Source organism: Streptomyces sp. NPDC028305 (assembly GCF_055569495.1).
The window spans coordinates 247,424-260,916 of record NZ_JBVHTN010000010.1 but is presented as its reverse complement, the minus strand read 5'-3'; the positions used below and the strand labels follow the sequence as shown (position 1 = coordinate 260,916).

Genomic DNA, 13,493 nt, shown 5'->3' with positions numbered 1-13,493 from the left:
CCATGCCGATCTCAGAGCCCGCCACCTACGGCGGCTGGCAGTCCGAGCGCATCGGATTCATGGGCAACCTGTCCGGCCCCGGCTTCGCCCTGGTGGCGGCCGCGACCGCCGTAGCGCTGCTCCCGCTCTACCAGCGGAGTTGGTCCGCGACACTCGTCTGCCTCCCCCTCGCCCTGCTGCTGCTCCTGCTCGCCCTCGGGCGAGTCATGGGGTTGTCGGCGGATCAATGGATCATTCTCGCAGTGAGGCATCAGATCGCCGTGGCCACCAAGAAGAACCTCTTCCTCTCCGGCGCCTTCGCTCCCCGCACCAAGTCCGGGGAGCAGCCGATGGACTTGCCCGGAGTCCTCGCCCGCCTGCGCATCCTCAACGCGTCCGACGGGCTGGGCGGCGAACTCGGCGTCGTCCACGACCCGGTCGGCGGCACCTACACCGCCATCGCCCGTATCGCCTTCCCCGGCCTGGCGCTGGTCGACACGGACAAGCAGAACGCCCGCGTCGGCGCCTGGGCCGCCTTCCTGCGCTCGCAGTGCAAGGAAGACGGGGCGATCACGAGGATCTCCGTACACCAGCGCTCCCTCCCCGACGACGGGACCGAGCTGAGGTCATGGGTGGAGCGCCACACCGCCCCCGACGCCCCGCCCGCCGCGGTACAGGCCCTGGATGAACTCATGGTCACCGCGGGGCCGGTGGCGACCATCCGCGAGACCTTTCTGTCCATCACCTTCTCCTCCGCACGCGCACGCCTGGCGGTCAAGGGAGCCGGCGGTGGCCAGATCGGCGCCGCCGCCGTGCTGGTCCGCGAGATCCACGCCATGCAGGGGACGTTGAGCAGCGCCGGTCTACAGATCGAGGAGCTGCTGACGCCCCGTAAGGTCGCCCAGGCCATCCGCACGGCCTACGACCCGGAGGCGCAGCTGATGCTCGCCGCCCGCAGCGCCGCCGCACACGACCCCGAGTGGAAGGGCGCCCCGCCCGGCGTCGATCCGACGGTGGCCGGACCCGCCGCGGCGGAGACCGGCTGGGGCGTGTACCGGCACGACGGGGCATGGACCGTGTCCTACCAGGTGCGCGGCCTGCCCCAGTCCGAGGTGTACGCCACCTTCCTCCAGCCTCTGCTGCGGCCCCGGCGCAACGCCCGCCGTTCACTGTCGCTGGTGTACGAGCCGATCGGCCCCGCCAAGGCACGTCAAGAGCTCGCGCGCGAGAAGGCCAAGCGCGACGCCGCGCGGCAGCTGCGGTCCAAGACCGGCCGGGTGGAGTCCGAGGACGAACGCCGCGAGTCGATGACCGCCCGCGCCCAGGACGTGGCGCGGGCGTCCGGCGAGGGCGTGGTCCGGCTGACCTGTCTGCTGGCCGTCACCGTGATGGACGAGGAGGAACTGGAGATCGCCTGCGCGGAGCTCCAGGCCGATGCCTCGGCTGCCGGTCTGGAGATGCGGCGGATGTGGGGTGCCCAGGACGCGGGCTTCGCGGCCGCGGCGCTGCCGCTGGGCCAGGGGCTGCCGGACCGGCGGGTGGGCATCTGATGCGCCTTTCCCTCAACCGCCGCCGGTTCGACGACACCACGCTCGAAGCCGCCCCGGTAACCAACCTGATCGAGGCCGACACCGGGACGGCACCGTCCACCCCCCGGCCCAGCGCACGCGAACTGCGCCGCGCCCGGCTGCTGGAGGACCCCGAAAGCGCCATGCGCGTGGCCCCCAAGAAGGGCTGGCGACAGCCGTATGCCGGACGGGCCGCCTCGCTCGTACGGTCGGAGGTCTTCCGCGCCGACACCGCGCGGGCCGCGGGCATCTATCCCTTTCTGCACGCCGGCGGCCTTCCCCCGCTCGGCGCCTACATAGGCTGGAACACCCTGACCACACAGGCGTTCTCCGCCCACCCGGCGGCCTGGGTGAGCCACGGTCTGTGCACCAACCCCAACGTCATGATCACCGGCATTCCCGGCAGCGGTAAGAGCGCCCATATCAAGGCTCTCTGCTTCCGGCTGATGGCCTTCGGCCACCGCACACTGATCGCGGGCGATGTCAAGGGCGAGTACCAGCAGCTCTGCCGCCATCTGGGCGTGGAGCCGGTCCGGCTGGGTCCCGGGCTGCCCGGGCGCCTCAACCCCCTGGACGCCGGACCACTGGGTCAGGACCTCCACAAGATCACCGACCGGGAGATGCTGCGAGCGCGGCTGAAAGAGATCCACCGCCGACGCCTCACCCTGCTGAAGGCCCTGCTGGAGCTCCAGCTGCGGCGCAACCTCCTGCCCCAAGAGGAGGAGTGCCTGGACATCGCGGTACGGGAGGTGACGGGTGAGCTGGCACAAGCCGACGAACAACGCCGGGAAACCCCCACCCTGCCGCGCGTCTACCTGGTGCTCAAGGACCCCACCGATCGCATGGCGCGTGAACTGCGGGTGCGCGGCGATGACGTACAGACCGCGCGGGAGCAGATGGCCTCCATCCGCTCTGCCCTCGGCGGCATGATCCACGGCCATCTGGGCGGCCTGTTCGACGAGCACACCTCCATCTCCCTGGACTGGGACGCGCCGATCCAGTCCGTCGACATCTCCGCCTTGGAGCAGTACGGGGACGAGACCGTGGCGATGGTGCTGACCTGTGTTTCCTCCTGGGCTCAGGCCGCCATCGACCGTCCCGGCCGGCCCTGGATCGTGGTGCGGGACGAGCTGTGGCGGCAGATGCGCAGCGGAGGCGCCGCCATGGTCCGCAAGATCGACGCCGACCTCAGGCTGTCCCGGGCGACCGGCACCATCCAGGTGCTCGCCACCCACCGCCTCAGCGACCTCGAAGCGGTCGGCGCGGCCGGATCGGAGTCCGTCGCCATCGCCAAGGACCTGATCGCCTCCTGTGAGACCCGCGTCCAACTCGCGCAGGACACCAAGCCGCTCAACCTCACCCGTGAGGCCATCGGCCTGACCGACGCCGAGTGCGAGCTGATCGCGTCCTGGGGCGCGGGCCAGCGCGGCCGGGCGCTGTGGAAGGTCGGCCGCGGCGGCGGCTCGCACGCCGTTCAACTGATGCTCTCCGCCATCGAGAAGCAGCTGTTCGAGACCGACGAGAAGATGGTCGTGTGATGGGCCCTGAAGAGCTCGGAACAGCGGAAGGCGGTCCCGTGGCGAGGGGCTGTGCTCCCACTCCTCGTCCAGCGCGTCGAGGGCCCGCTCGGTGGCGCGTGCCCAGTCGCGTGAGGGCCAGTGGTCGTCGGTGTGGCTCAACGGCACCGTCCCGGCGCGTCGTCAGCCGTGGTCGTGGCGCTGCCGGCCACCTGGCCCGCCGACCCGTCCCGGCGCGGCGAGGCGGAGTTGTGGGCAGCGCTGCGCCAGGCGCTGCCTACCTCGGCGAGCGGAGCGGGGACCCGTAACCGGACCCGGCAGAGCCGCGAGCACGCCCGGCCCATGCCGGGCGGCTGCCGGCACCGTCGCCGAGGCGATGCGGCGCCCGGCCGCCAAGCGGCACATCGCGGCACACAACCGGAGTCCACCCCTGCACCTCGAGGTTCGGACCCCACCGCAGCAGACGGCCACGCCGCGGCCGAAGAACCTGAAACCCTCAGGCGCACACGGAGTTTCCGGGACGACTACGCGCTCAGCGGGTCCGCGGCCGTGTCGGTCGCGGCGGCCAGGTCGGGGTAGACGTCGAAGAGGCGGCGGACGCCGAGGGCCGCCAGCACGCGGTGGACATGCGAGCCGTGAGCGGCGCCCTGCGGGGGCAGGATCAGCCGCAGCCGCCCGGAGCAGGACCGCATCAGCCGGCGCGCCGCGATGAGGACGCCGACCCCGCTGGAGTCGCAGAAGCGGACCTCCTGGAGATCGAGCACCAGCCGGTGGCGGCCCTCGGCCACCGCCTCGTGCACGTGCTGCCGGACGGCGGGAGAGGTCACCAGGTCCATCTCTCCGGAGACCTGGAGGACGACCCACTCCCCCCGACGGTCCTCCATCACCTTCAACGTCACGCGCTCGAAGCCCTTCGCTCGCCCGCTATCCGGAATTGCCTGTTCCCCAGCGGCTGCCCGCCCGCCGCCCCACCAAACACCCCCCGGCACGAACCAGAGATGACGACCTTATGCCGTGCGGAAGCGTTTCGTCGCGGGATTCCTGCGCAAAGTGACGGGCCCAATACCATCCGCAGCCCCACCGCGCCGCACTTTGCCGCATGGGCGCGTGTTCTACCAGCCCCCCAACTACATTCGATATGACGTAGGCAACGCCCGGACGACTCGACCACGAGGGATGGGGGCCGTATGACGAGCGACGCACCGCCCCGCTGGGACCGCAGGATGCAGCAGCGGCTGGCGCGCGGCGAGGCCGCCGCGCTGGGCGAGTTGTACGACCGGTTCGCCTCTCTCGTCCACAACCTGGCCTATCGCGTGCTCCAGGACGAGGAGGCCGCCGACCGCGTCACCCGCGAAGTGTTCGGCTACGCCTGGGAGAACCCGGACGCGTACGACCCCAAGCAGGGCTCGCTGCGCTCCTGGATCGCCACGCTCGCCCACCGCCAGGCGGTGCACCGGCTCCGCGAGGCGGAGGCGCGGGCCGCCGTCGAACCGGCGCGCACGCAGGAGGACATCGAGGAGCGGATCCGGGAGGCCTCCGTGGCCGCGCGTGCCGACTACATCGTCACTTCCATGCCCGCCCCGCTGCGCGCCGCCCTCGAACTGGCCTACTTCGACCGCCGCGACTACCGCCAGGCCGCGGCCGAGCTGGGCGTGACGGAGGTCGAGGCCAGGCGCCGACTGCGGCTGGGACTACAGCTGCTGGCGACGGCCAACGTCCCGCCCCCGGACTCCGTTCCGCCGCCCGGCTATGGACGGGCGCTGTGAACAGGCCGGGTGACGGCACGGGAGGTCCCGGGCGCGGCGACGAGCCGCCGTCGGCGCCCGAGCCCGCGGAGGCGCCGCGCATACCCCCGCCGCGGGCGGCCGCCGAGGACAGCGGCCGCTGGCCCCACTGGCGCCCGGCGCCCCCGGTGGACGGGGTGCCCGCGCCGCGCGAGCCGCTGGCCCCGCCGCAGCTCTCGCACGCGGTGCTGAAGTCGCTGCTGGGCGCCTGGGCCCTGACCGCCTGCTCCCCCGAGGAGACCGCCGCCGTGGAGGCGCATCTCAACCACTGCACCCCGTGCGCCGAGGAGGCTCTGCGGCTGCGCGACGCGGTCGGCCTGCTGCACACCGAGCAGAGCCTGGACCTCGACCCGCTGCTGCGCTCCCGCGTGCTGGCCGGCTGCCTGGGCCGCCGCCCGGCCCGTATCCCGGTGCCCGACTGGGCCGGGGTGTACGACGCGGAGGCCGCCCGGCTGGACGCGCTGCTGCGCGACATGGGCGAGGCGGAGTGGCGGGCGCCGGTGCGGCTCAGATGGTTCGACGGGGATCGGCCGGCAGCGCGGGACACCACCGTCGCCGGGGTGATCGGGCACCTGATGGTGGTCGACGGCATGCTCGCCTCGTCCCTCGGGCTGCCCGACCCGCTGGGCGCCCACGCGCAGGGCTCCCCGGCGGCCCGCACCGAGGCGTACTGGCACGGCGGGCCCGCGCCGGAGCCCCGGGCGGCGGGCGAGCCGGGGGCCGTGCGCGAGCCGTGGCGGGAGCAGGGCCACGCCCTGGTGCGGACCGTGTCCTTCGCCGGGCGCGGCGTCCGCGATCTCCGCGTGCCGTACGGGGACTTCTCGCTGGCCATAGGCGATGCGTTCCTCGACCGCGCCTTCGAGTGCTGGGTGCACGCCGGGGACATCGCCGAGGCGATCGACTACCCGTACGAGCCGCCCGCCTCGGCCCACCTCAAACCCATGGTCGACCTGTGCGCCCGGCTGCTGCCCGACGCCCTCGCCGAGCGCCGCCGGGCCGGGCTCGCGGGGCCGCCCCGGGAACTGGTCGAGGCGGGCGCGCCCGGCCGCACGCTCCAGCTGGAGGTCGAGGGCAGCGGCGAGTGGCTCATCCCGCTGGACTCCCCCGCCGCGCTGCCCTCCCAGGAGGAGGTGGTGGCCCAGATCGCCCTCGACCGCGAGGCCTTCTACCAGCTGGCCGCCGGGCATGTGCCGCCCCAGGACGCGGCCGCGGGGCAGCTCGGCGACACGGAGGCGATCCGCGATGTGCTCTTCGCGACGGCCTCGCTGTCGCGGCTGTGAACCGCCCGGAAAGAGGGCTCAGGCAAAGACCACGGTTCGGTGGCCGTTGAGGAGCACGCGCCGCTCGCTGTGCCACTTCACCGCCCGCGCCAGCGCCTGGCACTCCACATCGCGCCCCACCGCCACCAGCTGGTCCGGGGTGAGCCCGTGGCCGACCCGCTCGACCTCCTGCTCGATGATCGGGCCCTCGTCCAGGTCCGCCGTCACATAGTGGGCCGTCGCGCCGATCAGCTTCACGCCGCGGGCGTGCGCCTGGTGGTAGGGCTTGGCGCCCTTGAAGCTCGGCAGGAAGGAGTGGTGGATGTTGATGATCCGTCCCGACAGCCGCTTGCACAGGTCGTCCGAGAGCACCTGCATATAGCGGGCCAGGACCACCAGCTCGACCTTCTCGGCCTCCACCAGCGCCAGCAGCTCCGCCTCGGCCTGCGCCTTGGTCTCCTTGGTCACCGGGATGTGCCGGAAGGGGACCCCGAACGAGCCGACCAGCTCCGCGAAGTCGGTGTGGTTGGAGACCACCGCCGCGATCTCCACGGGCAGCGCCCCGATCCGCGAGCGGAAGAGCAGGTCGTTCAGGCAGTGCCCGAACTTGCTGACCATCAGCACGACGCGCATCTTCTCGCCGGCCGGGTGGATCTGCCAGTCCATCCGGAAGGACTCGCCCACCGCCGCGAAGCTCGCCCGCAGGTCCTCCACCCGCACCGGCGAGTCCGCCCGGAAGTGCACGCGCATGAAGAAGAGCCCGGTGTCCCGGTCGCCGAACTGCTGGCTGTCCTCGATGTTGCAGCCGGTCATGAAGAGATAGCTGGACACGGCGTGCACGATGCCCCCCTTGTCCGGGCAGGACAAGGTGAGGATGTACTGATCGGGGGCGGCGGAATGCGACTGGCTCATGACTCCATAGCGTCGCACACCCGCGCCCCCTAGACCGTCCGGCAGTACCGAGCGCGGCCGCGGGCCCTACTGCCGGACGGTCTTAGACCGAGCGCGTCATGATCGCCAGCACTTCGAGGGTGTGCGGGGGCAGGTCCGGGTCCTCGCCGTCGTTGGCCGCGAGCCGCACATGTGCGTCGCGCGCCGCCCGGACGGCCTCCGGCCACCCGTGGTGCTCCAGGTAGGCCAAGGGCAGGGCGTCGGCACCGACCTGGTGCATGATCCGCAGCACCCGCAGCACGGCGACATCGACGAGCGCCGCCTCCTGCGAGTCGCGGAAGATCGTGCCGACGTACTTCTCGGCCGACCAGTTGTCCAGCCAGGTGTCCTCCACCAGCCGGTACACGGCGTCGGTGACGTCCCCGTATCCGTCCCGGCCCGCCAGCCAGCACTCCTGCTGGAAGACGGGGTCGGAGAGCATGTGCAGCGCCGAGCGCACGTTGCTGCGCCAGCGCCACCACGGCATGTCGTTGACAGGCATGCCACCCATGGTGGTCGAGCGACGGCCGCGACGGGAAGACTTCTCTGAACCTTGCACGGGAATCGATCGTACGTTCTTCATAGACGGACATGCATCGACCCCCGCAATTCACCCTCTCGTCACTTTCCTGTCAATTGCGATAGCCGCCCCGTTACGTACGGAACGCCACGCTCACATGTCATGACCGGATGGCGACGTTTCTCCCCCCGGCCGTGGCTCACGGCCGCGCTCTGCGCAGCCCTCGGGGCGGGGACGCTGACCGGCTGCGGCGTCCTGTCCGGGTCGGACGCCAAGGACCCCATCACGGTCATGACCTGGGCGCCCGAGAACACCAAAGCGACCAATATGCCCGGGATGCCCGCGATGGCGAAGGCGTACGCCCGCTGGGTCAACGACACCGGCGGCATCCACGGCCGCAAGCTGAAGGTCCTCACCTGCAACGAGCGCAACGACCCCTCCGAGGCCGCGCGCTGCGCCCGGCGCGCCGCCGACGAGAATGTCGTCGCGGTCGTCGGCTCGTACAGCCAGTTCGGCCGCTACTTCATCTCCGCCCTGGAGGGCTCGGGCATCCCCTATATCGGCGGATACGGGCTGACCCAGGAGGAGTTCGACAGCCCGTACTCCTACCCGGTCAACGGCGGCCAGGCCGCGCTGCTGGCCGGCAACGGACGGCAGCTGGCGTCTGTGTGCCGGCGCGTCTCCCTGGTCCGCCCCGACACCATCGCGGGCGACGAGCTGCCCGAACTCCTCGACGCGGGCCTCGCCGCCGGCAAGCGCCGCGCCGCCACCGACATACGCGCCCCCGAGGACGCCGGCGACTACACCCGGCAGGCGCGCGCCGCCCTGAACGGCGTGGGCGCCAATACCTCCCTGGGCAGCGCCACGCAGGGCGCCGAGCTGACCGGCTCCTGTGTGACCGCGGCGCTGGGCGAGCGCACCAGCACGTTCTTCGACTCCTTCCGGCGGCTCCAGGAGGACCACCCGAAGGTACGGATCGCCTCCGTGCTCGGCAGCGTCCGCCAGTCCCTCGTGGACAGCACCGGCGGCCGCAAGAGCCCGCTGGAGGGCGCGTACGCCACGGGCTGGTACCCGGCCGCGGACGATCCGCGCTGGGCGCCCATGAAGAAGGTCATCAAGGAATACGCCTTCGAAGACGCCCGCATCGACGCGGAGGACCCCGGCACCCAGACCACCTGGATCGCCTACACCGCGCTGCGGTCCGTCCTGGACTCGCTGAAGGCCGACGACATCAGCGCCCGTTCCATCCGGCGCACGCTGGACAACGGCCACACGGTCGGCACCGGCGGCCTGACGCCGGAGCTCCGCTGGGGATACAAGGACATGCTGTCCATCCACGGCTACCCGCGCATCGTGAACGCGGACGTGACCTACCAGGTGGTGCGGGACGGGCGGCTGGTCGCGGTCCGCAAGGGGTTCGTGGACGTCGCGCAGACGCTCCGCCGGTACACCCCGCTGACCTGACCCCCTCCGTCCCACGCCCCCGGCTCTCGGCCGGGGCGCGGGACAGGGAAAGCCGGCTAAAGCTCCGTCGCCTGGTGCGAAGTCAGCCCGTACTGCGTGGCGATCGGGTTCCACAGCTCGGACGCCCTCTTCTTCGCCGTGGTCGCCTCGACGCTCGCCCGCTCGGCGGCGCCCACCTTCGGGGTCCTGCGGGCCTTGCCCTTGTGACAGCCCTTCTTGCCGCCGACCTGGTCGGCCCAGGCCGCGTACTGGTTGTCCGCCGTGGCGGAGGACTGCCATGCCTTGGTCAGGGAGGTCGTCAGCTCGGCGTGGTTGGGCAGCTTGTCGACGGAGATCTTGCCCAGCCGGGTCACCAGGCCGGTGCGCTGCCCGGCGGCGGTGCGCAGATTCGTGGCCGCGTCGGACAGGTTCTGGCAGGACTTGATGTCCTCCACGGCCTTGATCACCGCCGCGCGGCTGCTGTTGCTGTCGGCGAGCAGCGCGTCGAGCGCCTTGGCCTGCGTCTCGACGGGGTCCGCCGCCTTGGTCTGCTCGTCGGTCTTGGTGTCCGGCGTCTGGCTCTCGGCGGCCGAGTCCTTCTTGCCGCCCTTGTCATCGTCGCCGTCGCTGCTGAGCGCCGCCCCGGCGGCGAGGCCGGCGAGGGCGCAGCCCGCGACGACGATGCCGATGAGAACCGCGGGCGTCATCTTCCGGCCGCCGCGCTTGCCCCGGCCGCCGCCGTCGGCGGGTGCGGGTGCGGGGGGCTGCGGGCCCTGGTCGCTGAACTGCGGCAGCTGCTGCGTGGAGTCCGCCGCCTCGGGCACGCCGTCGGCGCGGAACAGGCCGTCGAACTCCGACGGCGGCGGCCGGTCCCCCGGCATGCCGGGACGGATCGCGTACGGCGTGGGGCCGGACTGCGGCGGGCCGCCCGGCTGGGCGCGGTGGCCCTGCGGCTGCGGCGGCCCGGCGGCCGGGATCGGGCCGGGGAGGACCTGCGTCTCCTCGGCGGCGGGGGCGGGCTGGGGCTGCTGGCCCGGGGCGGCCTGCGGGGCGCCGTGGCGGGCGCGGCCCGGGCGGACCGCCCGCAGGAGCGTGGTGGACTCGTTGTCCGATTCGGGGTGCGCGGGCCGGTTCTCCGGCGGCAGCGGCGCACCCGCGGGGGCCTGGCCGGGGGCGGCCTGGGCGGGGGGCGCCGCGGGGGCGGGGGCCGCGCCCTCGGGCGGCAGCGGCATCGCGCCGGGCATCTGCCCGGAAACGGGCGGTATGTACTGCGTCGCGTCGGAGTCGGCCGCGGGCGGCCCGCCGAAGCCGGACTGCGGCGGCAGCATCTGGGTCGCGTCGGCGGCTCCGGGGAAGGGCTGCGCCTGTCTGTCCGGCGGCAGCGCCCCGCCCTGCGGCTGCGGGTGCTGCGGGTGCTGCGCGGGCGGCTGCGGGTGCTGGCCCTGCGGCTGCGGCTGACCGGGCGCGGGCCAGCCCTGCTGATGCTGGGCGTACGGCTGCCCCTGGGCGGGCGGCGGCGCGCCCTGCGGAGGTCCGTACGCTCCCGGCGGCGGGCTCAGCGGCGCGTTCTGGAAGCCGTTCTGTGACGCGTCCTGCTGCCAGCCCTGCTGGGCGGGGGCCGCGTCGCCCCCCTGAGGCTGCGGCAGCGGCTGCGACGCCGGAGCGCCGGGCTGCCCGGCGCCCTGCGGCCCCCATGGCTGCCCCCAGGCCTGACCGCCCGCCGGGGCCGCCTGATGCGGTTCGTGGGCCCGCTGATCGCCCTGAGCGGGCAGCACGACCCCCTCGCGCACGGGCTGCGCGGGCTGGGCGGGCGGGACCGCAGGCAGCTGCGGCTCGTTCCCCTGTCCGCTCTGCGTCACCGGGACTCCTTGGTTTGCGAACGTACGGAATCAACGGCTCACGCTACCGGGTCCCCGGACGGCACGGTGCCCGGCGGACTCGCGGGACAACGAGACGCTCATCACCGCCTCAGGCCACCTGCACCTCCATCCGCGCCCCGAATTCCCGCACCACCGGCTCCTCCCGAAACGGCTCCAGCCGCTGCTGGAAGTCGTCCAGATACTCCATCCCCCGGTTGGAGCGCAGCGATCCGAGCAGCTCGACCGCCTGCGTCCCGGTGTGGCAGGCCTGTTCCACCTCGCGCTGCTGCACATGCGCCGTGGCCAGCAGCAACAGCCCGATCGCGCGCCGCCGCACCCGCCCCTCCGGGTGGCCCTCCAGGGCCTCCTCCGCGCGGCGCCTGGCGGGCTCGGCCTGGCCGAGGTCGCGATGGCAGTGGGCCAACTCGTCGGCGAGGTAGGCGTGGTCGAAGTGGCGGATCCACGGCGGCTCGTCGCCGGACTCGCCGCCGCTGCCCACCGCCCGCTCCATGGCGTCCAGCGCGCGGCCCGCGGCGACCTGGCAGGCGCGCGCGTCCCCGAGCAGCGCGTGGCCCCGGGCCTCGGCGGCCAGGAACAGCGATTCGGCGCGCGGCGGCACCTGTCCGCGCGCGCCCTCCTGCGCGGCCTTCGCCAACTGGGCGATCTCCCGCGGGTTTCCGAGCTGGGCCGCGAGATGGCTCATGCTCGCGGCCAGCACATACCCGCCGTAACCGCGGTCCCCCGCGGCCTGCGCCAGGCGCAGCGCCTGGATGTAGTAGCGCTGGGCGAGCCCCGACTGGCCGGTGTCGACCGCCATATAGCCGGCCAGCTCGGTCAGCCTGGCGACCGCGGCGAACAGTTCGCGCCCGACCGACTCGCGATAGGAGCCCGCCAGCAGCCCGGAGACCACGCTGTTCAGGTAGTGGACGACGACGGGGCGCACATGCCCGCTCCCGTACCGGTGGTCCAGCTCGACGAGCGCGTCGGTGGTCGCCCGCACCGCCGCCACGTCGGACCTGCCGACCTTCGCCCCGGCCGTCCGCGCCACCTGGGAGTCCGTCCCGGTGATCAGCCAGTCGCGGCTGGGCTCGACCAGCGCCGAGGCGGCGACCGTCGAACCGCTCAGGAAGTCGCGGCGCCCGACGTCGCTCCGCCACAGCTCGCAGACCTGCTCTATCGCGCCGAGGACGGTGGGCGAGAACTGGAGCCCCACCCCCGAGGCGAGGTTCTTGCCGTTGGCCATGCCGATCTCGTCGATCGTGACCGTACGGCCGAGCTTGCGGCCGAGCGCCTCGGCGATGATGCCCGGAGCCCGGCCCCTCGGCTGCTGGCCGCGCAACCAGCGGGCGACCGAGGTCTTGTCATAGCGCAGATCGAGACCGTGCTCGGCGCCGCACATGTTGACCCTGCGCGCCAAGCCGGCGTTGGAGCACGCGGCTTCCTGGATGAGCGCTTGCAGCCGTTCGTTCGGCTGCCGCGCCACAAGCGGCCTAGCGGCCATGGATTTACCCCCAGTGACTGCTGTGCGTTTACGGCGGATGCCGTCCCTGTTGATCAGTGCCCCGCAGATATCGCGGATACGCCAGGCATGTGCGGAGAATGCAGGACTTGCCCGAATTGACCGCGATCGTGCGCGTACGGCGCCGACAGGAACCCGGAGGCCGCGCCCTGGAACACGGCACGGCCTACCGGACACTCGTACGCCCGTCACGCATGGTGGCTACCCGCTCACACAGCCGCGTCCCCATGCGCGCCCCCGGCCATGCACCCATGCGCCCCGCATGCCCGAATCGTGCGACCTACGGGCTCCCGCGGGCCCCCGGAGCGGGCCGGGGGGCGTAACCCTTGCCGGTCCCTCGAGTTGTGCTGGTCGTGGACGAGAGCATGCACGCGACAGGCGCAACAGGCGCAACAGACGTGACAGATGTGACAGGAGCACCACAGATCCCCAAGCAGCGCGGGGAACCGCTGCGGGACGCGGCCGTGCGCTACGCCGAGGAGCGGCACTGGGACGTGCTCCCCGGCGCCTGGCTCGAGCCCGTGAACGGAGCGGTCCAGTGCTGGGAGCAATGCTGCTGCGGCGCGGCCGACTGCCCCTCCCCCGGCGCCCATCCGACCCGCGCCGACTGGGCGGACCAGGCGACCGGCAGCCCCGTCGTGGCGCGCCGCGCGTGGGCCAGGACGCCGCACGCCTCGATCCTGCTGCCCACCGGCCGCACCTTCGACGCCCTCGACGTGCCGGAGACGGCGGGCTGTCTGGCGCTGGCGCGGATGGAGCGCAGGGACGTCGAACTCGGCCCGGTCACCTCCACCCCGGAGCGCAGAATGCTCTTCTTCGTGCTGCCGGGCGCCGCCGCCAAGATCCCCCACCTGGTGCGGAACCAGGGCTGGCCGCCGTCGTCGATCGACCTGGTCGCGCGCGGCGAGGGCGACTACGTGGTCGCGCCGCCCACCCGCGTGGGCCGGCACGGCGCGGTCCAGTGGGCGCGCCGGCCGACCGCCGCCAACCGCTGGCTCCCGGACGCCGAGGAGCTGGTCAGCGCCCTCGCCTACGCCTGCGGCCGCGACGGGCGCTGAGAGGGCGCCGGGGCGGCGCCGGGACAGCCCTGGGACGGCGCTGAGACGCGCCGCCGC

At 73.0% G+C, this 13,493-nt stretch carries 11 protein-coding genes; 6 read left to right on the top strand and 5 right to left on the bottom strand.

Features of this window, described 5'->3' with window-relative positions; genetic code table 11:
• Positions 1 to 2: 2 nt before the first annotated feature.
• Positions 3 to 1,529, top strand: coding sequence for an SCO6880 family protein (locus ACZ4WQ_RS38810; protein WP_311724383.1), 1,527 nt, complete (start codon positions 3 to 5; stop codon positions 1,527 to 1,529).
• Positions 1,530 to 1,690: 161 nt separating this feature from the next.
• Positions 1,691 to 3,085: a type VI secretion protein gene (locus ACZ4WQ_RS38805; RefSeq protein WP_385345384.1), complete on the top strand. Its 1,395-nt coding sequence runs from the start codon at positions 1,691 to 1,693 to the stop codon at positions 3,083 to 3,085.
• A 503-nt stretch (positions 3,086 to 3,588) separates the two neighbouring features.
• On the opposite strand, the gene ACZ4WQ_RS38800 is transcribed toward ACZ4WQ_RS38805, so the two are convergent.
• Complete coding sequence (locus tag ACZ4WQ_RS38800) at positions 3,589 to 3,948, bottom strand: STAS domain-containing protein (RefSeq protein ID WP_311724385.1); 360 nt, start codon at positions 3,946 to 3,948, stop codon at positions 3,589 to 3,591.
• 303 nt (positions 3,949 to 4,251) lie between these two features.
• Here ACZ4WQ_RS38800 and ACZ4WQ_RS38795 point away from each other — a divergent pair, with 303 nt between their 5' ends.
• Both ACZ4WQ_RS38795 and ACZ4WQ_RS38790 read left to right on the top strand, forming a co-directional pair.
• The gene (locus ACZ4WQ_RS38795) at positions 4,252 to 4,830 is read left to right on the top strand and encodes a sigma-70 family RNA polymerase sigma factor (protein ID WP_398374697.1); all 579 of its coding nucleotides are present in this window, start codon (positions 4,252 to 4,254) and stop codon (positions 4,828 to 4,830) included.
• Positions 4,827 to 6,128, top strand: coding sequence for a zf-HC2 domain-containing protein (locus ACZ4WQ_RS38790; protein WP_385345338.1), 1,302 nt, complete (start codon positions 4,827 to 4,829; stop codon positions 6,126 to 6,128). The genes ACZ4WQ_RS38795 and ACZ4WQ_RS38790 overlap by 4 nt, the downstream gene beginning before the upstream one ends.
• 18 nt (positions 6,129 to 6,146) lie before the next feature.
• On the opposite strand, the gene purU is transcribed toward ACZ4WQ_RS38790, so the two are convergent.
• Together purU and ACZ4WQ_RS38780 are read right to left on the bottom strand one after the other, a co-directional pair.
• Positions 6,147 to 7,019, bottom strand: coding sequence for a formyltetrahydrofolate deformylase (gene purU, locus ACZ4WQ_RS38785; protein ID WP_361184083.1), 873 nt, complete (start codon positions 7,017 to 7,019; stop codon positions 6,147 to 6,149).
• Positions 7,020 to 7,101: 82 nt separating this feature from the next.
• On the bottom strand, positions 7,102 to 7,548 hold the full coding sequence (locus ACZ4WQ_RS38780; protein ID WP_449658035.1) for an SCO4402 family protein: 447 nt from the start codon (positions 7,546 to 7,548) through the stop codon (positions 7,102 to 7,104).
• A 171-nt stretch (positions 7,549 to 7,719) separates the two neighbouring features.
• Here ACZ4WQ_RS38780 and ACZ4WQ_RS38775 point away from each other — a divergent pair, with 171 nt between their 5' ends.
• Entirely contained in the window at positions 7,720 to 9,021 is a 1,302-nt protein-coding gene (locus tag ACZ4WQ_RS38775; RefSeq protein WP_361184085.1) for an ABC transporter substrate-binding protein, read from the top strand.
• A gap of 56 nt (positions 9,022 to 9,077) precedes the next feature.
• On the opposite strand, the gene ACZ4WQ_RS38770 is transcribed toward ACZ4WQ_RS38775, so the two are convergent.
• Entirely contained in the window at positions 9,078 to 10,859 is a 1,782-nt protein-coding gene (locus ACZ4WQ_RS38770) for a hypothetical protein (RefSeq protein WP_398374700.1), read from the bottom strand.
• Positions 10,860 to 10,968: 109 nt separating this feature from the next.
• Positions 10,969 to 12,360: a transcriptional regulator gene (locus ACZ4WQ_RS38765; protein ID WP_311724392.1), complete on the bottom strand. Its 1,392-nt coding sequence runs from the start codon at positions 12,358 to 12,360 to the stop codon at positions 10,969 to 10,971.
• 383 nt (positions 12,361 to 12,743) lie between these two features.
• Here ACZ4WQ_RS38765 and ACZ4WQ_RS38760 point away from each other — a divergent pair, with 383 nt between their 5' ends.
• Positions 12,744 to 13,436, top strand: a complete 693-nt coding sequence (locus ACZ4WQ_RS38760; protein ID WP_398374702.1) for a bifunctional DNA primase/polymerase — start codon at positions 12,744 to 12,746, stop codon at positions 13,434 to 13,436.
• Positions 13,437 to 13,493: the final 57 nt, after the last annotated feature.

Coding starts and splice junctions, on each gene's coding strand:
- ACZ4WQ_RS38810 (WP_311724383.1), top strand. CDS start 3: ATGCCGATCTCAGAGCCCGCCACCTACGGCGGCTGGCAGTCCGAGCGC.
- ACZ4WQ_RS38805 (WP_385345384.1), top strand. CDS start 1,691: ATGCGCGTGGCCCCCAAGAAGGGCTGGCGACAGCCGTATGCCGGACGG.
- ACZ4WQ_RS38800 (WP_311724385.1), bottom strand. CDS start 3,948: ATGGAGGACCGTCGGGGGGAGTGGGTCGTCCTCCAGGTCTCCGGAGAG.
- ACZ4WQ_RS38795 (WP_398374697.1), top strand. CDS start 4,252: ATGACGAGCGACGCACCGCCCCGCTGGGACCGCAGGATGCAGCAGCGG.
- purU (WP_361184083.1), bottom strand. CDS start 7,019: ATGAGCCAGTCGCATTCCGCCGCCCCCGATCAGTACATCCTCACCTTG.
- ACZ4WQ_RS38780 (WP_449658035.1), bottom strand. CDS start 7,548: ATGGGTGGCATGCCTGTCAACGACATGCCGTGGTGGCGCTGGCGCAGC.
- ACZ4WQ_RS38775 (WP_361184085.1), top strand. CDS start 7,720: ATGACCGGATGGCGACGTTTCTCCCCCCGGCCGTGGCTCACGGCCGCG.
- ACZ4WQ_RS38765 (WP_311724392.1), bottom strand. CDS start 12,360: ATGGCCGCTAGGCCGCTTGTGGCGCGGCAGCCGAACGAACGGCTGCAA.
- ACZ4WQ_RS38760 (WP_398374702.1), top strand. CDS start 12,744: ATGCACGCGACAGGCGCAACAGGCGCAACAGACGTGACAGATGTGACA.